Below are 18885 nucleotides of genomic sequence, written 5' to 3'. Positions count from 1 at the left end.
CTGGCGGTTCAACGGACGCTTGTGGTATCTTTCGGGGTCAGGCCGGACTGGGCCTTATCGCCGTTGGAAATAGACACGTTCGGCCGCCATGTCGGCGATCGCATCGAAGCCCGCTTCGCGCCAAGCCCGTCGGTGGGGAGGCTCGGCCTGCTCGTTCATGCACCACCATTGCGGGTCGGCCGCAGCGCGCGGCAACAAGCCGCGGACGATGCTCTCGATCTGGGCAAAGCTCAGTTCGACACCCGGGGCGTCGTTGCGGACTTTCCACCTTCGCAAAAAGGTCCCAAGCGCATCATATTTGCCCATGGCGGCATCCCCAATCCCGGCAACAATGAGTCAGGACAAGCTCTGACCCCTTAAACGCGCCTGCCGCTTTCAAGGCGCTACCGACCTTGCAGCGGATCGTCGTGGCGGAAAGACAGGTGGCGCGCGATGCCACAAGTGCCCTTGTCCAATAGCCGATGAATGACGGCGGCAGCAAGCCTCCCCGGTCGATCGTCCACCCCTCTAGGGCGCTTTTCTATGGGCCTCGGATCGCCTCCGGCCGTCAACCCCGTTCGGGGTTCCCCGTCACGATGTTCCGGTGACGGCGGCTCCCGGCCCCTCGTGCAAGCGCCATCGGGATGGTCCCGATCAATCCAGGAGACTTTATCATGGCCACCATCGCAAATCTCACCGTCAAGGCGGACGGCAGCTTCGAAGGCACGCTCGCCACCCTCAACGTCACCGCGCCGATCGCGATCGTCCCGAATGGTCGCAAAGCCAAGGACAGCGAGCCCGATTACCGCATCGTCAGCCGTAAGAACGGCTTCGAGCTCGGTGCCGGCTGGAAGCGCTTCTCGCAGAACACCGGCGCCGAATATGTGTCGGTGTCGCTTTCGGCACCCGAGTTCGGCACCATCTACGGCAATATCGCCAATGCGCCGGGCGACGATCCGATGAAGAAGGTCATCATCTGGAACCCGCCGTCGTGACAGCCCGTACCGGTCCCGCTTTCGAGCGGGGCCGGTCGGCTTTGCGCCACTGCATCTTGTGCGCAGGGATCTCGGTCAGTTCGGGGCGGCTGCAAAATTCTCGAAGGCGAACGGGTTGAGGAACTGCCGCCGCCACAGGAACGCGCGCTCGGCGCCGCCGAGTGCCGCTTCGTCGCACACTGCGTCCCAATGGGCTTCGATCGCGGCCTGCTGACCCGCGATGATGGCGCGCGCGCGCGCATCGTCGAGGTGAAAGACGGGTGCGGCCTCGAGACAAAGCGACAATTGGCTGAACCGCCGGTTGCCGAGGATGAGCATCGCCTGCGTCGCCTCGCCGCCGGTGCGGCCTTGCGGGCAGATGTCATAGGCGGGCGTAAGCTCCAGCGTCCCGCCGTCCCAGAAGGCGGCATGGTTGCGCGCATGGTCGTCGGTGTTTCCGCACAGAATGTTGAATATGATGCGCGCGTAAAGTTCGGCGAGCGTCGCGGCGGGATCGACGAACCGGTGACGGATCACGGTCGCGAGATCCTCATAGCTCGCATAGCGCGCCTCGGTCTCGTCGAGGGCAAGGAGGGTGAGCGCCGACACCACGCCGCGCCGGACCCAATTGTCCTCCTTGGGCGCGCGATCGAAACGCTCGACGAGCAACACATCCTTGCCGAGCGCGCGCGCAAGCTTGACCGGCGCGACATCAAGGCCCGCGCGCGCGGCGAGGCGCATCGCGACATATTCGGCTTTCACGACATTGTAGATGTCGGCTGCCGCAGAAAATTTGGCGATATATTTTCGTGCGCCATCGTCGATCAGCGCCTTGGGGCGGGCGCCGCCAAGCGATGTGCCATGTTGCAGCGCCTGGTCGAGCTCGGGCGTGAGCGGCACGCCCCGCTCGACGCGCTCGGCCGACTCCATCAGTTCGGCGAGCGTCGCATTCTGCCGCTGGCGCGCTACATAGTCGGTGGCCGACGCCTGGAAATCGAGCATGCCGATGCGGTCGGAGCCGGATTCGAGGAGATAGGTCAATTCGTCGAGTTCGGCTGGAGCCAGCTCACCCTCGTCGCGCCCGCCGATCCGGTTGATGATGACGCGCCGGCCCCACGCATCGGGCGACCCGTCGCGGATCGCGCCTGGCAACTGCATCTTGCTCGCCGGCTCGATCAGGCCGGCGCGCAGCGGCAATTCGGGCTCGTAGATCGCGATGGCATCCGCGCGGGCCAGATAGCTTTGGCCATAGTTGAAGGTGAGCCGGCTATCGCGCGCGCGCGCGAGCCTGCCCGCGACGACCGGCTCGGTTGCCCCGGGCAGCCATATCCAGACGAAGGCTTCGCCGGCAGGTGCGACGTCAGAAGTCATCCTTCACCTCGGATCGCGGCTTGTGAACGGCCTTGGGAAGCAGGCGCAACTTCGTTTCCTGCTCGGCGAGATGTCCAGCGAGACGGTCCCGGTCGCTGTCGAACAGCGCGACCCCGACGATCGCTGCCGCCTCGAAGACGAGGCCGATGGCGCAGCGCGGGTCGCCCTGCTCGATACGGCGCATCATGTCGCGCGACACGCCGCTGCGCGTCGCGAGCTCTTCAACGCTCAGCCGCCGCTCGATCCGCCGGGCGCGAATGAGCCCGCCCAGCAGGCGCACAGCCTCGCGGGTGTAGCGCGAATAGCTGCGCGGGATCTTTTTTGTCGTCTCGTCGGCCATCGACCATCCTTTCGACCTTCTAGGCTGCAATCGGCACAAAAGTCAAGTTGATGGCTTACACGTAAGCCTTAATTGGCATTATGACGTTTCTGTAAGTCAGACTGTGGGAAATTCCGCATGGCTTGTCAGGTTCGGCATGGCGCTGCCCACGGGGAGCGGGCCATCCCGCTCGAATGCCGCTGATCCCTAGGTGCGAGGCCAGGCCTCCTTCAATCAACCCGTAAAGGGTCCGCTACGCTCCGCGTGCGGCCGCAGCTTCGCTCGCGGTGATTGCGGCCTGTCCCCGACCGGCGGGGCGACTGTCGAGCGGGAATGGCCCGCTCCCAACGACAGGAGCTTGACCCATGCCGCTTTCCACTGCCCAATCGCTCGGCTGGAACCTTGCCCGCACGATGATGACCGTCATCGTCCTCATCGAAACCGTCAAAGGCTATTCGGTGATGCCGCTCGACGAGTTCGACGGCGATCCCGACATGATCGTGTGCGAATATGACCCCTTCGGCCGCTGATCGCGCCCACCCCGGTCCGGGGCAGCGCCGCTCGCGGCACTGTCCTGGCCCGATTGCTGTGGGGACAGGCGGGCATATCACGCCGTCGAGGTCGCGGTCGGCGCGCCCGACGGGGCGACGCTCATGACGTTGATGATCATCCTCGGCGGTATCGCCGCACTCTATCTGATCGGGCTGCTGTTCCGTCTGGCGTCCTTGGCCTTGCCCGTCTGCCTCGGCCTTTGCGCCTTCCTCCTCCTTCGCGATCAAGGATATGGCCCAGCACTTGCGATGGGACTGCTTACCGGCATCGGGTTCCATCTGGCGGGGCGGTGGCTGTTTGCTCGAACGACCTCGGCAAGAATCCGGCTCCTGATCGGATTGCTTTTCATGGCTCCGGCGGGCGCTGCGGGCTTAGGAGCGGGAACGGCGCTGGCGGACCTTCTCGGTATCGACGGCGGTTGGCGAACTTGTCTCGCGATGCTTGTCGGGGTCGCGGCGGCCTGCGCGAGTTGGCGGTCGTTGGCGGCGGACCGGTCGTCGATGGGCACGATGCGAGATACGCCGACCGTTCGATAGCGCGGCATCCGGATCCGCCGGTGTTTCTTCGTCGCGGACGGCCTGGCCATTCTGCGCTTCCCGGTCGCTGGCCACGCCAGCACGGCCTCTCGGAATGCGCCATCTGTCAGAAAGCCGCTGCGCTGGCCCGGAACACCGCAACGGCCATGTCCGACTTTCTTCCCCCGGCGTGCCGCCGTTCCTCGCGAGACAAGAAAGACGGCCCGTGTCCGTCCTCCGCTGCGCTGCGGGCCTGACGGCTGCGGCACCGGCCCCTTGCTGACCACCGATGCGCATCGAGGCCGCGCTGGTGCGGCCCGAGCCCAAGGAAAGGACAAGCATCATGGCCAGGATCGGCACATTCAAGAAGGTTTCCGGCGAATATCGGGGACAGATCGTCACTCTCTCGGTGGAGGCGGAATCGGTTCGCATCGTTCCGGAAGACAATCCGAGCGGCAACGCCCCCAGCCACCGCGTCTTCATCGGCGAGGCCGAAGTCGGCGCCGCCTGGGAAAAGAAGACGCAGGACAAGCGCCCCTATCTGTCGGTCAAGCTCGACGATCCGACATTTGCCGCCCCCATCTTCGCCCAGCTTTTCGCCGGCGAAGGCGAGGAACATGATCTGGTCTGGAACCGCCAGGCCCGCCGCGGCGGCGATTGAGCTCCCCATATCCCGCCCGGCAGCAGCCGGGCGGGATACCCATTTCTGGGGATCGGCCTTCCGCGATGTTGGAATAGGCCGATATCATCCGATCGCGATGCTGCCGTCATCCCAATGGAGGTGGCGGTGGCAGGCACGATCGGATTACAGGTGACGCAGCGGGCGCCGCTCGATTTTCCGGGCTTCGCGCAGGAGTTTCTGCGCCGCAACCCTGCTTATGTCCGCGACTATGACTGCGTTATGACCGGCGGGCGCCGCGGCGATGTCGCCGCGCGGGAGGCGATGGCCCGGCGCTGGGGTCTTTGCTTTCCCATGCCCGCCGACCCGCTCGGCGCGTGAAAGTCCTGCGTTCTGGTCGGCGGCGATCTGCGGTTACACGAACATCCTCGACGTGGCGCCGCCGGGATGCCCGGCGGCTGACGCCTTCGCGGTTCCGCCGCCCCATCTTGTCGTCGCCGATCGCCGCCTTGAAGATGGCCGGCACTTCGTCTTCGCCGACGACCGGGCCTGGCACCGCCTGTGGCTTCGCACCGACGGCGCCGGCGTCCCGCTTGCGAACCTGATCCTGCGCGATTCGCTGGTCGGCCTGCGTCACGAGGCGGCTGCGCGGTTCGATCGATGGCTCGGCGATGCGCCCGGTCTGGCGCCGCCCGGTTTCTTGCCGACCGCCTATCAGGCGCGCCGCCTCGGCATGATGCTCGCCATTCTCGATATCCTGCAGGGACCGGGCGGCGGTGGCGTCACCTCTCACGATGTCGCGCGCCTCATCATCTACCCCCGCCTGTCGGTCGGCCGCGGCGCCGAATGGAAGTCCTCGTCCGAACGAAGGCGAACGCAGCGCCTGATCGAGGAAGCACGCGCCCTGATGCAGGGCGGTTATCGGGCACTGCTCGCCGGCCCTGCGGGGCGACAAAAATTGCCCTGAATTTTAGCCGCTCCGGCTCCCGCTCCTCTTCGCGCCACCACGCTCCTCGACCCGCCGCACCGGCTTTTTTCGGCCCGGCGGCTGGAAGGAGCACGCGAATGAATCCCCCCTTGCCCGCCCTTGGCCCGCGCTATCTCAGAACGCCCGATGCCGCGCTGCATCTCGGGCTGTCGGCCCGGACGCTCGAGAAGCATCGCTGCTACGGGACCGGGCCCGCCTATCGCAAGCTTGGCGGACGTGTCGTCTATGGGATCGAGGATCTCGACGCCTGGGCCGAGATCGGCCGGCGCTCTTCGACCTCCGATCCGGGCAAGGGAACCGTCCATCCGGCGCGGCCGGTGCGCCGATGATGCCGCGCGATCGCATCGCGGCGGCGAGCACGGCAGAGGCGCAGCGGCCGCTGACCGAGGTCGAACTGACCTGGATCGAAGGCCGCACCGAGCAATGGATTCGCTTTGGCCGCGTGGCCGCCGAGCGGATCGTCAGCCGCCGCAAGCGCATCGTCATGTTTCGTCCGGGAGCGACCTTCGCCTATTTGCGCTGGTCCTCGAACGACTTCGGCACCATCCACTCGAGCATCCAGATCGTCACCGCGGTCGCTGTCGGCGATTCTTATACGGCGCTGCCGTTCATCCGGCCCGGCGGCGAAATTCTGCTGCACATCGAGAGCTGGCCGAAGGTTTCGCGGGTGCTCGAAGCGATCGATGCGGTCGAGGCCGCCGGGGTCGATCCGTGCGATGCATCCCCCGATCACTGGCGTCATGTCGCCGACCGTCTCGCAGCCGGGATGCCCTTTCGTCCCTATAGCGCCGAGCGCCATGCGGCATGGCTACGCCGCCGGGCGATCGAATTATGAACCGCCGCTACCTCCCTATTGCCGTTGCCGCTGTGACATTGCTCGGTCTTTCAGCCTGGTTCGTGCCAGCGCCGCGCCTGCTATGGAATGCGAGCCAAAGCGCGCCGGTCGGTCTGTATCGCATCGATCCCGGCGCCGCGCCCATGGTCGGCGATTGGGTCGCGATCGAACCGCCAGCTGATCTCGCCGCCTACATGGCGCGGCGCAAATACCAGCCTCGCGGCGTGCCGCTTATCAAGCGCGTTGCCGCGCTCCCCGGCGCGCGCGTCTGTCGCTCGGGCGTCTTCGTGACCGTCGACGGCCGGGCCGTCGCCCGCGCGCTGGCGCGCGACCGGGCCGATCGGCTGCTGCCGGTCTGGCTCGGCTGCCGCATCGTCCGGCCCCGCGAAATCTTCCTGATCAATGCGGCGCCGGACAGTCTCGACGGGCGGTACTTCGGGCCGCTTCCGACCACCGGCCTGCTCGGAACGGCGCACCCGATCCTGACCCGCGGCGCCCCGGGCGCGCCCCTGCGCTGGCGCCCTTCGGGCCGCGATCTTGCTTTTCCCCGTAGCGAAATGGAGTGATATCGATGCTCATCGGAACTTTCGAAAAGCGCGGCGACGGCTATGCCGGCCGTCTGCGCACGCTCACCTGCGATGCCGACATGGTTATCGTTCGGGCGCAGCCGTCGGCCGCTGAACATGCCCCCGAATGGCGGCGGTTCGTCGGCGACGCCGCAAGTGGAATCGAAATCGGTGCGGGCTGGAATCGCACCGGCGAGCGCGCCGGAGCGTTCATCGCCGTGCAGATCGACGACCCCGCCTTCGCGGTTCCGCTCCGCGCGAACTTGCTCCGCGCGTCGCAAAAGGATGACGAACATCATCTGCTCTGGTCGCGCCCGTCGGCGCGCGAGCGGAGCTAGACCATGGCATACGGGCCGCGATCGTCCTGCATCGCCATTGCGCTCGCGCTGCGCCGCGCGGCGATCGGCTGCGCACTCGGCGCGGCGTTCAGCGGCGCATCCGCTGCCGTCGCCGCGCCGGCGGTGCGCGCCGATGTCCATCCCTATGCGGCATCGGTCGCCGAAGCTTCGCAGCGTTTCGGTATCCCCGAACGCTGGATCTGGCGCGTCATGCATGCCGAAAGCCGGGGCAACGCGCGCGCCGTCTCGCACGCCGGTGCGATGGGGCTCATGCAGATCATGCCTGCGACCTGGGCGATGTTGTCGGCGCGCCACGGACTGGGCGCCGACCCGTTCGATGTGCGCTCGAACATCCTTGCGGGCGCGGCCTATCTGCGCGCGATGTGGGATCGCTACCGCGATGTGTCGCTGATGCTCGCGGCCTATAATGCGGGACCGGGCCGCGCCGACGCTTTTGCGTCCGGACGGCGCGGACTTCCGGCCGAAACGCGCGCCTATGTCGCGCGGATCGCGCCCGAGCTTGGCGCTTCCGGCATTGCTTCGCGCGCCGCCGCGCCGCCTTCGGCCGCGCCGGGCTGGCAGCGATCGACACTCTTTGCCGCGCGGGGCGACAACGCCTCCATCGTCGAAGATCGCGCGCGGGCCGTCTCGGACTCGAGCAGTCTGCCGAATAGTCCGACGGCCGCTGAGCCAGCCACCGGCGCCGGGCGGCACCCGCTCTTCGTCCCGCTTTCCGGTCAGGACCGTCGATGAAGACCTTCCTCGCTCCGCCGCCTCCGTCTGCGCCTTGTGGGGTAAAGCCGGCAAGGAGGGACGGGATTGGCTGGGATGGAAGGGAAGTATGGCGAGATAAAAGGGCTGCCAGCCGCTTGGTCGAAGGGGCGCGCAAATCAGCGGGAAATCCATATGGCTCGCAATTGCCTGGCCATATGATGTCGAACATTACGAAGAAAATTCAGCGGCTTGGAATATGGCAGGCCTGCCGTGAGCGGTGACGACGGTGAGTTCAAGATCCGGCCGGGAAGGGTGCGGGACCGCGGGGCCGGGGCGTCACGCCGGGGGCGGAGCCTTGCGGGGCAGGTGCGCCGCTCCATGGCGCGCAAGGGTTTCGCGCGCCGTCCGCCGGGGTCCGGCGGTGGCACCGGGCATCATGGCCGCGGCCGCCACGCGCTCGCGCGAGTGCGCTTCCGTGCCGACGGCCGCTGCGTCGTCGTCAAGGCGCGGATCGTGCGCCACAAGGGGCAGCGCTTCCGCTCGGCGCCGCTCGCGCGCCATATCCAATATCTCGAACGCGACGGCGTCACCCGCGACGGCCGCGACGCCTCGATGTTCGACGCGGAGGGGGACGCAGCCGACCGCGCCGGCTTCGCATCGCGCTGCGAGGATGATCGTCATCATTTCCGTTTCATCGTCAGTCCGGAAGATGCCGGGGAAATCGGCGACCTCAGGCGCTTCACCCGCGACCTCATGGCCGACATGGCAAAGGATCTCGAGACGCGCCTCGACTGGATCGCGGTCGATCATTGGAACACCGACAATCCGCACATTCACATCCTTGTGCGCGGCGTCGCCGACGACGGCAAGGATCTTGTCGTCGATCGCGGCTATATGAGCGAAGGGCTGCGCTGGCGCGCCGAGGATCTCGCCACGCTCGAGCTCGGGCCGCGCAGCGCGCGCGACATCGCCGATGCGCTCGCGCGCGAGGTCGACGCCGAGCGCTGGACGAACCTCGACCGGACGCTCGAGCGGATGGCAACCGAGGGTGCAGGCGAGATCGATCTTCGACGGGATGGGCGGGCCGATGGGCATCTTCATCGGCAGTTGCTTGGCCGGGCAGCGAAGCTCGAGGCGCTCGGTCTTGCCGAGCAGATCGAGTCCGGCATCTGGGTCATGCGCGGCGATGCGGAATCCGTGCTGCGCGACCTCTCGGTTCGCGGCGACATCATCAAGACCATGCACCGCGCATTGACCCGCGATGGCGGCCGCTTCGACCCGTCGGTGCTTGCTCTCCACGACGATGTGCCGACGGATCCGGTCATCGGCCGCCTCGTCGATCGCGGGCTTCACGACGAACTCGCCGGTAGCGCCTATGCGATTGTCGACGGCGCCGATGGACGCACGCACCATCTGCGGTTCGGCGACATCGAGTTGACCGGCGACGCGCGGCCCGGGGCCATCGTCGAGCTTCGCTCCTGGGCCGACGCGAAAGGGCAGATGCGGCAATCGCTCGTGACGCGATCGGACCTGCCGCTCGGCGCGCAGGTGACGGCGCCCGGCGCGACCTGGCTCGACCGTCAACTCGTCACCCGCGAGCCGGCTGCGAGCCATCAAGGCTTCGGACGCGAAATCCGTGATGCGATGGATGCGCGGTCGCGCCACCTCGCCGGGCAGGGACTGGCGAGCCGCCAGGGGCAGCGCGTCATTCTCGCGCAGGGTCTCATCGATACCTTGAACGCGCGCGATCTCGACGCGGCGTCCCGCTCGATCGCCGAGCGCACCGGCCTCGCGCACAGACCTTCGGGGTCGAATGACTATGTGAGCGGCATCTACCGCGAGCGCGTCACTTTGTCTTCGGGCCGTTTCGCGATGATCGACGACGGGCTCGGTTTCCAGCTCGTTCCCTGGCGCCCGGCGCTCGACAAGCATCTTGGCCAGCATGTCACCGGAACGATGACGCCCGGCGGCACCGTCGACTGGGCGCTCGGGCGCGGCAGGGGCATCGGGCTGTGAGGCCGGGCATCCATCATGGGAGGCGAGCGTGAACGACAGGATTCTCTGGGGCCAGATAACGGCCGTGTTTCTGATCGTCCTCCTGGCGGTCTGGGGCGCGACACAATGGACGGCGGCGGCGCTCGCCTTCCAGCCCGAACTCGGCGAACCCTGGTTCCGCCTCGGTAATTATCCCGTCTATCCGCCGCCGGCCTTCTTCTGGTGGTGGTTCGCCTTCGACGCCTATGCGCCGCCAATCTTCTACAAGGGGGCGCTGATTGCGGCGTCGGGCGGGTTCGCCGCGATCATCGTCGCGATCGCCATGTCGGTATGGCGCGCCCGCGAACGGCAAAAGGCCGAGACCTATGGGTCGGCGCGCTGGGCGGGCCGGCGCGAGATACGCGCTGCCGGGATGCTCGGGAGCGAAGGGGTCGTGCTCGGCCGGTTCGGCAAAGCCTATCTGCGCCACGATGGCGCCGAGCATATTCTCTGCTTCGCACCGACACGGTCGGGCAAGGGCGTGGGGCTCGTCGTGCCCACTTTGCTCACCTGGCCGGGAAGCTGCATCGTCCATGACATCAAGGGCGAGAATTGGCAGCTGACAGCGGGCTTTCGCGCGCTGCATGGCCGCGTGCTGCTCTTCGATCCCACCAACGCCAAATCCTCAGCCTATAACCCCCTGCTCGAAGTGCGCCGCGGCGAATGGGAAGTGCGCGATGTCCAGAATGTCGCCGATGTCCTCGTCGACCCCGAAGGCAGCCTCGAGAAACGCAACCATTGGGAGAAGACGAGTCATGCCTTGCTCGTCGGCACGATCCTCCATGTCCTCTATGCCGAGGAGGACAAGTCTCTGGCGGGCGTGGCAGCCTTTCTCTCCGATCCGCGGCGACCGATCGTCTCGACGCTGCGCCGCATGCAGACGACCCGGCATCTGGGGGACAAGGGCGTGCATCCCGTCGTCGCCGCGGCCGCGCAGGAATTGCTGAACAAATCGGACAATGAACGCTCGGGGGTGCTTTCGACCGCCATGTCCTTTCTCGGCCTGTATCGCGACCCCGTCATCGCGGCGGTGACGGGCCGGTCCGAATGGCGGATTGCCGATCTGATGGCGGGGGACCGTCCGACCTCGCTCTATCTCGTCGTGCCGCCCGGCGACATCAGCCGCACCAAGCCGCTCATCCGCCTGATCCTCAACCAGATCGGACGGCGGCTCACCGAGGATCTCAATCCCGGCGCGCGGCCGCGGCGCCTGCTCCTGATGCTCGACGAATTTCCGGCGCTGGGCCGCCTCGATTTCTTCGAAAGCGCGCTCGCCTTCATGGCGGGATACGGGATCAAGGCCTTCCTGATCGCCCAGTCGCTCAACCAGATCGAGAAGGCCTATGGGCAGAATAATGCGATCCTCGACAATTGCCATGTCCGGGTGAGCTTCGCGACCAACGACGAGCGCACCGCCAAGCGCATTTCCGATGCGCTGGGGACTGCGACCGAAATGCGCGCGATGAAAAATTATGCCGGCCACCGCCTCTCGCCCTGGCTCGGCCATCTCATGGTCTCGCGCACCGAAACCGCCCGCGCGCTGCTGACGCCGGGCGAGGTGATGCAGTTGCCGCCCGGCGAGCAGATCGTGATGGCCGCCGGCGTGCCTCCGATCCGGGCTGCGAAGGCACGCTATTACGTCGACCCCCGGTTCACGAGCCGCATTCTCGCACCGCCACCGCCTGCCCGGACGCCGAGACGGGCGGACGATGACTGGACGCCGCGGCCGCAGGAGCCGGCGCCCGTTCTTCTGCTTCCCGGACCCGGACCCGGGCCTGCCGGACGCCGCGCATCGGCAGCGGAGGACGGCGACGCGAAAGCGGCGGCGCCGGCCGGGGGCGCGGCGGCGGAAGAGGGGGCCAATTCGGGAATCCGGCGGGAGCCGGGCCTTGCTGACCATGAGGATGTGGTCCCCGAACCCATGCCCGAGGTCAACGAGTTCGATTTCGATCGCGGCGGCGAGGGGAGCGACGCGGCGCGCGACCGGCGCGCCATGGACCGGGCGATGCAGCGCAATGCGCGCAACGCATCGCTCGATCCGGGCGATGGAATCGACCTGTGAAAAAGCCCGCGGTCAAACGGACCTTCCGCCTCGATGCCGCGCTTTGCCGCGAACTCGACGAGCGGGCGCGCAGCCGGCGCATGACGCGAACCGATATCGTCGAAGCCGCCCTCGCATCCTTGCTCACACCCGATCAGGAGGAGCGGCTCGAGGCGGTGCTTGCCCGGCGCCTCGACCGCCTGTCGCGGCAGATCGAGCGGCTCGAATGGCATATCGAGCTGTCGAACGAGACCGCCGCGCTGTTCATCCGATCCTGGCTGACGAACAATCCGCCGCTCCCCGATGCGGCGCTGCAGGCGGCGCAGGCCACCGGCAAGAAGCGGTGGGAGGCGTTCGTCGATACCCTCGCGCGCCGGATGGAACTCGGGCCGAAGTTCCAGGAGGAAGTGTCGCGCGATAAGCCGTCCGGCACTCATTCCTCGCCGGCCGCGAAATAGGCGGTAAGCCGGTGCGCGACTTCGGGCGCCAGCTGGATGAAGTTTCGCCGTCCGTCGGCGGGATCCGATGTGCGGACCAGGAGCTCGGCGTCGCAGAGCCGCTGGACCAGCCTCAGCGCGCTGCTCATCCCCAGCCCCGAGGCGATGCCGAGGCTGCTCGTCGACACCGGCTTCGCCTCGCCTTCATGAATGAAGAGGTCGATGAGCATGTCCCACGCCGGCTCGCCGAATAGCTCATCATTGCCCAGAAGCTGTTTGCGCAGCAACCGCCGGCGCAAGGTCCGGCGCGCATTGGCGAGTGCGAGGTCGGCAACTCCCTTCTCTGTCTCGATGCGGTCGCGGTGCCCGTCCCCGAGGGTCAACGGCGGTCCCGGTCTTCCCCTCGGCGGAGCTTTGCCGGCGGCCAGCCTATGGTGCTCGCGCTGGGTGACGGTAATATGGTCGATGAGTTCGACGTCGAGCGCCCGGCCGATGTCGCGCAGGAGTTCGGTGACGCGAATATCGCTGTCGCTCGGGGTCGGGTCACCGCTTGGATGATTATGGACCAGCAGGATAGCTGCCGCGTCCAGCTCGAGCGCGCGCCGGAAAATCGTGCGCGGATAAAGTGCCAGCTGCCGAACCGAGCCATGCTGCATTTGCTCGTCGGCGACGAGCCGGCGCGACGCGTCCAGAAACAGCACGCGAAGAATTTCCTCGGGCAGCGCGCCCATCGAGGTCTTGAGATATTCGATCAGTTTTGGGCTGGAGGGTTCGATCACGCGACCGAGCAATTCGGCGCGCATGGCTTCGAGGCCGGCCTCGCGCGCGGCAAGCAGAAGGCCTATGACCGGACTCTGCTTGCCGAGAATTCGCGCCAGCGCCTCGGGTGACCGCGACCAGATGCGATCGAGACTATGAAACTCGGCAAGTAGCGTTTCGGCTATCGATTGGCTGTTCTCGGGATCGATCGACGCGACGAGATGTACCAGGACGGCTCGCTGTCGCCGCGCGCCAGGCGTCGCTGGTGCCGCCAGGTTGCGAGGATGAGGATCGGCGGAACCAGCCACGAGGTCGCGACCTGCATCGTCAGATAAGCCGCCGGATGAATCTCCACATCGAGGAACCGGCTCGTGTGCGCGAGGAGCGGGAGTATATGGAGCACCGCGACGCACATGGGCCAGAAGCGATGCGCAAAAAGCGCGAGCAGGGTGGTTGCGGTCGCGCCGAACAGGTCGATCGCTAGATGGCCCGTGTCCAGCGATGCGAATTCGACCGGTACGAAAGCGTGGAGCATCTTGTCCGCTCCCACCATGGTCAGCGCGATCGCGGCCATCGCGCGTTCGGGTCCGCCCCCGCGCCAGGCGGCATAGCCAAGAGCAACCAGCAAGAAAGCGAGGAAAAATGCCATGCGCATCGCCCGAACCTTTCATGCTGATTGCTCCGGGTCAATCGGGGTCAGGCGGCCGCCGGAAGAGGCTCGGAAACCGCACCGGCGATCGCCGGGCATTCATGAAGGTCATAGCCCGCCGTCTCGCGTCCGATTTGCACGAGATCGCCATGGACGCGAAGGATGTCACCGCTCACATCGACCAGCGCCATCTGTGCCTTCGCGAGCCGCCGGATCGTTGCATGGCCGCTGGTGGCCGGCACCCCGATGGTATCGCGGCGTGCGGTCACGACACTTGTCATCAGCGAGGACACCGCGATGAGGGCATCGTCGACTCTGCCTTCCGCAGCCGGGACGTCGCGCTCGAGACGAGCTGCTGCGAAGTTGATTTCTTTGGACATGACTTCTCCTTTTCCGGAAAGCGGGGGCGATCCGGCGATTGCTTGGGCACAAGGGAAAGGGATCAGCCGGAGATCAGCGTCGTCAGCGCCTGGGCGATGGCGAGCCCCGATAAGATGAGCAGGACCAGTGCGACCATCATGGCCGCCATGATCAGCGCTCGCCTTGTCCGGGCATGGTCATGCCTCCAGAAATCCCTGAACGGCGGGCTGGCCTCCATCGGCCCGTCCGCCGCCAGGACACTGTCATTCAGCGCCATCGCGTCGGCCGGGCCTCCGTCCGGGAAGTGGGATGGCACGAGCGTAGGCGGCGGCGGAAGGTCGATCGGATCGCATGTGATCCGATCATAGGTCTGTTTGAGGCGGGCATAGACGATCGCGGTCTCGTCGCGGTTCGCCGTCCCCAATATGTCGCGCGCCTTGGTCAGCCGGAGATCGACGGTGGGCTTGGCGATTCCGAGCTGCCGCGCAATCTGCTTCGAGGTCTGTCGCTCGATCAGGAGATCGAGGCAGGCCCGCTGCTTGTCAGTGAGGCGCGCCCAGCGTTCGGCGTCCTCAAATGTGTGCGACCTCGAATCACTCATGTTCACACTCTTGTCAAAATCGCCTCCGGCACAAGCCCCGGGAGTGATTCGCGGGGGCGCGGCCGCTCGTTCGCGATGACGGCGCCTACGCCATAGCCTGTCTTTCAACGCCACGCTGCGACGCGCTCAAAAGCTTGTTGAATTGGGGCAATCCCTGCGTCTCTTACTCGGCCCCGTCGCACGGACACTCCGGTCCGGCGCCGCGAAACGGGGTCCTCTCATGGCTGCAGAACCGATCCGGCTAGAAGCGCGAAATCGCAGCGCGCGCATGTTGCAGACCGCATTCGGAGCGGCGATCGCCGGCTGGCTTGCCGACCCGCAAGTCGTCGAGATCATGCTCAATCCGGACGGCCGCCTCTGGGTCGACCGCTTGGGTGCTGGCCTTTCGGATAGCGGCACATGGCTGAGTGCAGCCGATGGCGAACGCATCATCCGCCTCGTCGCGCATCATGTCGGCGCCGAAGTTCATGCCGGAAGTCCCCGCGTATCGGCCGAACTGCCCGGCGGCGGCGAACGGTTCGAGGGACTGCTGCCGCCCGTAGTGATCGCTCCGGCCTTCGCGATCCGCAAGCCGGCGGCCACCGTTTTCACACTCGACGACTATGTGGGCGCGCGCATCATGGCGCCGGCTGCCGCCGCCTCGCTGCGACATGCGGTCGCCGGGCGGATGAACATTCTCGTCGCCGGCGGCACCGGAACCGGCAAGACGACGCTCGCCAACGCGCTGCTCGCAGAGATCGCCGGCACCGATGACCGGGTCATCCTCATCGAGGATATACGCGAGTTGCAGTGCGCCGCGCGCAATGTCGTCGCCATGCGCACCAAGGACGGGGTCGCATCGCTCACCGACCTCGTGCGCTCGTCGCTCCGCCTCCGGCCCGATCGCATTCCGATCGGCGAGGTGCGCGGCCCCGAAGCGCTCGATCTGCTGAAGGCTTGGGGAACAGGGCATCCGGGCGGGATCGGTACGATCCACGCCGGAAGCGCGCTCGGGGCGCTCCGCCGCATGGAGCAGCTCATCCAGGAGGCGGTCGTAACCGTGCCGCGCGCGTTGCTTGCCGAAACCATCGACCTTGTTGCCGTCCTCGTCCGCGATGGGACCGGCCGGCGCCTGTCCGAACTGGCGCGGGTAGACGGGCTCGATCCCGCCACCGGCGAATATCGCCTTGTCCCGCACACACAAGAAGGAGAAAGCTCATGATCCGTGCCGCCCGGCAAGGCGCCCGCCGCGCCATGCTCACTTCGACCGCGATCGTCGTCGCGATGATCGTCGCCGTCCCGGCCCATGCCGGCGGCTCGTCGATGCCCTGGGAAGCGCCGCTCCAGTCGATCCTCGAGAGCATCGAGGGTCCGGTCGCGAAGATCGTCGCGGTGATCATCATCATCGTCACCGGCCTCAGCCTTGCCTTCGGCGATACCTCGGGCGGTTTCCGCCGGCTGGTCCAGATCGTCTTCGGCCTGTCGATCGCCTTCGCGGCATCGAGCTTCTTCCTCTCCTTCTTCTCCTTCGGCGGCGGGGCGCTCGTCTGATGGCACAGGAGGCCGACATTCCGGGCTTGTTCGCGCCGGTCCACCGCGCGCTCGCCGAGCCGATCCTGCTCGGCGGCGCGCCGCGCAGCCTGGCGATCGTCAACGGCACCCTCGCCGGCGCGATCGGGCTTGGCCTTCGGCTCTGGATCGCCGGCCTTGCCCTCTGGGCGATCGGCCATGCCCTTTCGGTCTGGGCGGCGCGGCACGACCCGCAGTTCGTCGACGTCGCCCGCCGCCACCTCAAATTTCCTGTCTGGATGCGCCCATGATGAACCTCGCCGAATATCGCACCAAATCGGCTTCCCTCGCCGACTATCTTCCCTGGGTGGCGCTCGTCGCCGAGGGCGTCGTCCTCAACAAGGATGGCTCCTTCCAGCGCACTGCGCGCTTTCGCGGTCCCGACCTCGACAGCGCGACCCCGGCCGAACTCGTCTCGGTGACCGCGCGGCTCAACAATGCGCTGCGGCGGCTCGGCTCGGGCTGGGCGGTCTTCGTCGAGGCGCAGCGTGTTCCCGCGATATCCTATCCGGTCTCGGATTTTCCCGACGCCGTCTCGGCGCTGGTCGATGTCGAGCGCCGCGAGCAGTTCCGCGAGGAAGGCGCGCATTTCGAAAGCTTCTATTATCTGACCCTGCTCTGGATGCCGCCCGCGGAAGAGGCCGCGCGTGCGGAAGCCTGGCTTTATGAGGGGCGCTCGGAGGCGGGTGTCGATCCGAAAGAATATCTGAAGGGCTTTGTCGACCGCAGCGGGCGGCTGCTCCATCTGATCGAAGGCTTCGTTCCCGAGGCCGAATGGCTGGGCGACGGCGAGACACTCACCTATCTCCACAGCTGCGTCTCGACCAACCGGCAGCGCGTCCGCGTCCCCGAAACACCCGTCTACCTCGACGCGCTGCTGACCGACCAGCCGCTCGTCGGTGGGCTCGCGCCGCGGCTCGGCGAGCATCATCTCCGCACGCTGACGATCACCGGCTTTCCGACCGCGACCTGGCCGGGCCTGCTCGACGAGCTCAACCGGCTCGCTTTCGCCTATCGCTGGTCGACGCGCGCGATCATGCTCGACAAGACCGACGCGACGAAGCTGCTGACCAAAATCCGGCGGCAATGGTTCGCCAAGCGCAAATCGGTCGCCGCGATCCTCAAGGAAGTGATGACCAACGAGGCCTCGGTGCTCATGGACTCGGACGCCTCGAACAAGGCGGCCGACGCCGATATGGCATTGCAGGAACTCGGCGCCGACCATGCAGGCATCGCCTATGTGACCGCGACGCTCACCGTCTGGGACAAGGATCCCGCCATCGCGGCCGAAAAGCTGCGGCTCGCCGAGAAGGTCATCCAGGGCCGCGATTTCACCTGCACGGTCGAGGGCATGAACGGGGTCGACGCCTGGCTCGGGAGTCTCCCCGGCCATGTCTATGCCAATGTCCGCCAGCCCCCCATTTCGACGCTCAATCTCGCCCACCTCATACCCTTGTCAGCGGTGTGGGCGGGGGCGGAACGGGACGAGCATTTCGGTGATGCCCCCTTGCTCTATGGCAAGACCGAAGGCTCGACCCCGTTCCGCCTCACTCTTCATGTCGGCGACGTCGGCCATAGCCTTGTCGTCGGCCCGACGGGCGCCGGCAAGTCGGTGCTCCTCGCACTGATGGCGCTGCAGTTCCGGCGCTATGAGCATGGCCAGATCTTCGCCTTCGATTTCGGCGGCTCGATCCGCGCCGCGACGCTCGCCATGGGCGGCGACTGGCAGGATCTGGGCGGCGCCTTGCAGGATGACGGCGGCGGCGTCGCGCTCCAGCCGCTCGCGCGCATCGACGAGGCGGGCGAACGGGCATGGGCCGCCGAATGGCTGGCCGCGCTCCTCGCGGGCGAAGGCGTCGCGGTCGATCCGGCCGCGAAGGAACATCTCTGGTCGGCGCTGACGTCGCTGGCCACCGCGCCGGTCGCGGAGCGGACACTGACCGGGCTCGCGGTCCTGCTGCAATCGCAGGAATTGAAGCAGGCGCTGGCGCCCTATCTGGTCGGCGGACCCTGGGGACGCCTCCTCGACGCGGAGGTCGAACGCCTCGGCGACGCGCGTGTGCAGGCGCTCGAAACCGAGGGGCTCGTCGGCGCCGCTTCCGCCCCCGCCGTGCTCGCCTATCTCTTTCACCGCATCGGGCAGCGCCTCGACGGTTCGCCGACGCTGATCATCATCGATGAGGGCTGGCTTATCCTCGACAGCCCCGCCTTCGCTGCGCAGCTGCGCGAATGGCTGAAAACGCTGCGCAAGAAGAATGCGAGCGTCATCTTCGCGACGCAGAGTCTGGCCGATATCGAGAGTTCGAGCATCGCGCCCGCGATCATCGAAAGCTGCCCGACGCGGATATTCCTTCCCAACGAGCGCGCCGCCGAGCCGCAGATCGCGCGGGTCTATGAGCGCTTCGGCCTCAACGACCGGCAGATCGAGATATTGAGCCGGTCGACCCCGAAACGCGACTATTATTGCCAGTCGCGCCGCGGAAACCGGCTGTTCGAACTGGGCCTCGGCGAGATCGCGCTCGCCTTCGCCGCCGCGTCTTCCAAGACCGATCAGATCCGCATCGGCGAACTCGTCGCCGAACATGGGAGCGATGGCTTTGCCGCCGCCTGGCTGCGCGAGCGCCGCCTCGACTGGGCGGCCGATCTTCTCGCCAATCTCGAATCTTCCACCCTGAAGGAGTGAATG

The 18885-nt window shown here is 66.8% G+C and carries 25 protein-coding genes; 18 read left to right on the top strand and 7 right to left on the bottom strand.

Annotated features, from left to right (window positions below; all coding sequences use genetic code 11):
- Positions 1-54: 54 nt before the first annotated feature.
- Complete coding sequence (locus BWQ93_RS21520; RefSeq protein WP_077031285.1) at positions 55-306, bottom strand: DUF7662 domain-containing protein; 252 nt, start codon at positions 304-306, stop codon at positions 55-57.
- A gap of 347 nt (positions 307-653) precedes the next feature.
- Between BWQ93_RS21520 and BWQ93_RS15445 the strand changes: the two genes are divergently transcribed.
- Positions 654-974, top strand: a complete 321-nt coding sequence (locus BWQ93_RS15445; protein WP_053555716.1) for a DUF736 domain-containing protein — start codon at positions 654-656, stop codon at positions 972-974.
- Positions 975-1049: 75 nt separating this feature from the next.
- Here the strand turns inward: BWQ93_RS15445 and BWQ93_RS15440 are convergent, their stop codons facing one another.
- Both BWQ93_RS15440 and BWQ93_RS15435 read right to left on the bottom strand, forming a co-directional pair.
- Positions 1050-2324 carry a type II toxin-antitoxin system HipA family toxin gene (locus BWQ93_RS15440; protein WP_077031284.1) on the bottom strand — a complete coding sequence of 425 codons (1275 nt, stop codon included), beginning with the start codon at positions 2322-2324 and terminating at the stop codon, positions 1050-1052.
- Positions 2314-2664: a helix-turn-helix domain-containing protein gene (locus tag BWQ93_RS15435; protein ID WP_077031283.1), complete on the bottom strand. Its 351-nt coding sequence runs from the start codon at positions 2662-2664 to the stop codon at positions 2314-2316. Before BWQ93_RS15435 ends, BWQ93_RS15440 begins: the two co-directional genes overlap by 11 nt.
- A 344-nt stretch (positions 2665-3008) precedes the next feature.
- On the opposite strand from BWQ93_RS15435, the gene BWQ93_RS21160 reads away from it, so the two are divergent.
- The 13 genes from BWQ93_RS21160 to BWQ93_RS15375 all read left to right on the top strand — a co-directional run bounded on the left by BWQ93_RS21160 (position 3009) and on the right by BWQ93_RS15375 (position 12303).
- Positions 3009-3173 carry a hypothetical protein gene (locus BWQ93_RS21160; RefSeq protein ID WP_198040404.1) on the top strand — a complete coding sequence of 55 codons (165 nt, stop codon included), beginning with the start codon at positions 3009-3011 and terminating at the stop codon, positions 3171-3173.
- Between the two features lie 123 nt (positions 3174-3296).
- The gene (locus tag BWQ93_RS15430) at positions 3297-3731 is read left to right on the top strand and encodes a hypothetical protein (RefSeq protein WP_077031282.1); all 435 of its coding nucleotides are present in this window, start codon (positions 3297-3299) and stop codon (positions 3729-3731) included.
- A 322-nt stretch (positions 3732-4053) separates the two neighbouring features.
- Positions 4054-4371 (top strand): DUF736 domain-containing protein, encoded by a 318-nt coding sequence (locus BWQ93_RS15425; protein ID WP_077032455.1) that lies wholly within the window; start codon positions 4054-4056, stop codon positions 4369-4371.
- A 126-nt stretch (positions 4372-4497) separates the two neighbouring features.
- Complete coding sequence (locus tag BWQ93_RS15420; protein ID WP_198040403.1) at positions 4498-4710, top strand: transcriptional regulator domain-containing protein; 213 nt, start codon at positions 4498-4500, stop codon at positions 4708-4710.
- Positions 4634-5296, top strand: coding sequence for a DUF2285 domain-containing protein (locus tag BWQ93_RS15415; RefSeq protein ID WP_443029348.1), 663 nt, complete (start codon positions 4634-4636; stop codon positions 5294-5296). The genes BWQ93_RS15420 and BWQ93_RS15415 overlap by 77 nt, the downstream gene beginning before the upstream one ends.
- A 98-nt stretch (positions 5297-5394) precedes the next feature.
- Positions 5395-5646, top strand: a complete 252-nt coding sequence (locus BWQ93_RS15410; RefSeq protein WP_053555711.1) for a helix-turn-helix transcriptional regulator — start codon at positions 5395-5397, stop codon at positions 5644-5646.
- Positions 5643-6152, top strand: a complete 510-nt coding sequence (locus BWQ93_RS15405; RefSeq protein ID WP_077031280.1) for a DUF2840 domain-containing protein — start codon at positions 5643-5645, stop codon at positions 6150-6152. Before BWQ93_RS15410 ends, BWQ93_RS15405 begins: the two co-directional genes overlap by 4 nt.
- On the top strand, positions 6149-6718 hold the full coding sequence (locus tag BWQ93_RS15400) for a S26 family signal peptidase (RefSeq protein WP_077031279.1): 570 nt from the start codon (positions 6149-6151) through the stop codon (positions 6716-6718). The genes BWQ93_RS15405 and BWQ93_RS15400 overlap by 4 nt, the downstream gene beginning before the upstream one ends.
- A 5-nt stretch (positions 6719-6723) precedes the next feature.
- On the top strand, positions 6724-7056 hold the full coding sequence (locus tag BWQ93_RS15395) for a DUF736 domain-containing protein (protein ID WP_077031278.1): 333 nt from the start codon (positions 6724-6726) through the stop codon (positions 7054-7056).
- 3 nt (positions 7057-7059) lie between these two features.
- The gene (locus BWQ93_RS15390; protein WP_083720938.1) at positions 7060-7809 is read left to right on the top strand and encodes a lytic transglycosylase domain-containing protein; all 750 of its coding nucleotides are present in this window, start codon (positions 7060-7062) and stop codon (positions 7807-7809) included.
- 231 nt (positions 7810-8040) lie between these two features.
- Positions 8041-9786 carry a relaxase/mobilization nuclease domain-containing protein gene (locus tag BWQ93_RS15385; RefSeq protein ID WP_077031277.1) on the top strand — a complete coding sequence of 582 codons (1746 nt, stop codon included), beginning with the start codon at positions 8041-8043 and terminating at the stop codon, positions 9784-9786.
- A 28-nt stretch (positions 9787-9814) separates the two neighbouring features.
- Positions 9815-11866: a conjugal transfer protein TraG gene (locus tag BWQ93_RS15380; protein WP_077031276.1), complete on the top strand. Its 2052-nt coding sequence runs from the start codon at positions 9815-9817 to the stop codon at positions 11864-11866.
- Positions 11863-12303 (top strand): ribbon-helix-helix protein, CopG family, encoded by a 441-nt coding sequence (locus tag BWQ93_RS15375; RefSeq protein ID WP_077031275.1) that lies wholly within the window; start codon positions 11863-11865, stop codon positions 12301-12303. The genes BWQ93_RS15380 and BWQ93_RS15375 overlap by 4 nt, the downstream gene beginning before the upstream one ends.
- On the opposite strand, the gene BWQ93_RS21155 is transcribed toward BWQ93_RS15375, so the two are convergent.
- The 4 genes from BWQ93_RS21155 to BWQ93_RS15350 all read right to left on the bottom strand — a co-directional run bounded on the left by BWQ93_RS21155 (position 12279) and on the right by BWQ93_RS15350 (position 14651).
- The gene (locus BWQ93_RS21155) at positions 12279-13085 is read right to left on the bottom strand and encodes a JAB domain-containing protein (RefSeq protein WP_257787767.1); all 807 of its coding nucleotides are present in this window, start codon (positions 13083-13085) and stop codon (positions 12279-12281) included. The two genes, BWQ93_RS15375 and BWQ93_RS21155, sit on opposite strands and share 25 nt — an antisense overlap.
- Positions 13086-13222: 137 nt before the next feature.
- On the bottom strand, positions 13223-13696 hold the full coding sequence (locus tag BWQ93_RS21300; protein ID WP_058818143.1) for a hypothetical protein: 474 nt from the start codon (positions 13694-13696) through the stop codon (positions 13223-13225).
- A 41-nt stretch (positions 13697-13737) separates the two neighbouring features.
- On the bottom strand, positions 13738-14070 hold the full coding sequence (locus BWQ93_RS15355) for a hypothetical protein (RefSeq protein WP_077031274.1): 333 nt from the start codon (positions 14068-14070) through the stop codon (positions 13738-13740).
- Positions 14071-14132: 62 nt separating this feature from the next.
- Positions 14133-14651, bottom strand: a complete 519-nt coding sequence (locus BWQ93_RS15350) for a LuxR C-terminal-related transcriptional regulator (protein ID WP_077031273.1) — start codon at positions 14649-14651, stop codon at positions 14133-14135.
- 220 nt (positions 14652-14871) lie between these two features.
- Between BWQ93_RS15350 and trbB the strand changes: the two genes are divergently transcribed.
- From trbB to trbE, 4 genes are read left to right on the top strand one after another with little or no spacing between them, the layout of a single operon-like run.
- Positions 14872-15852 (top strand): P-type conjugative transfer ATPase TrbB, encoded by a 981-nt coding sequence (gene trbB / locus BWQ93_RS15345; protein WP_077031272.1) that lies wholly within the window; start codon positions 14872-14874, stop codon positions 15850-15852.
- Positions 15849-16181, top strand: coding sequence for a TrbC/VirB2 family protein (locus BWQ93_RS15340; protein WP_077031271.1), 333 nt, complete (start codon positions 15849-15851; stop codon positions 16179-16181). Before trbB ends, BWQ93_RS15340 begins: the two co-directional genes overlap by 4 nt.
- Positions 16181-16450: a VirB3 family type IV secretion system protein gene (locus BWQ93_RS15335; protein WP_077031270.1), complete on the top strand. Its 270-nt coding sequence runs from the start codon at positions 16181-16183 to the stop codon at positions 16448-16450. The genes BWQ93_RS15340 and BWQ93_RS15335 overlap by 1 nt, the downstream gene beginning before the upstream one ends.
- Positions 16447-18882, top strand: coding sequence for a conjugal transfer protein TrbE (trbE, locus tag BWQ93_RS15330; RefSeq protein WP_077031269.1), 2436 nt, complete (start codon positions 16447-16449; stop codon positions 18880-18882). The genes BWQ93_RS15335 and trbE overlap by 4 nt, the downstream gene beginning before the upstream one ends.
- The last annotated feature ends 3 nt before the right edge of the window (positions 18883-18885 follow it).

Source organism: Sphingopyxis sp. QXT-31 (genome assembly GCF_001984035.1).
Taxonomy (GTDB): Bacteria; Pseudomonadota; Alphaproteobacteria; order Sphingomonadales; family Sphingomonadaceae; genus Sphingopyxis.
The sequence above is the reverse complement of the archived record's forward strand: the minus strand, read 5'-3'. Positions and strand labels throughout refer to the sequence as shown.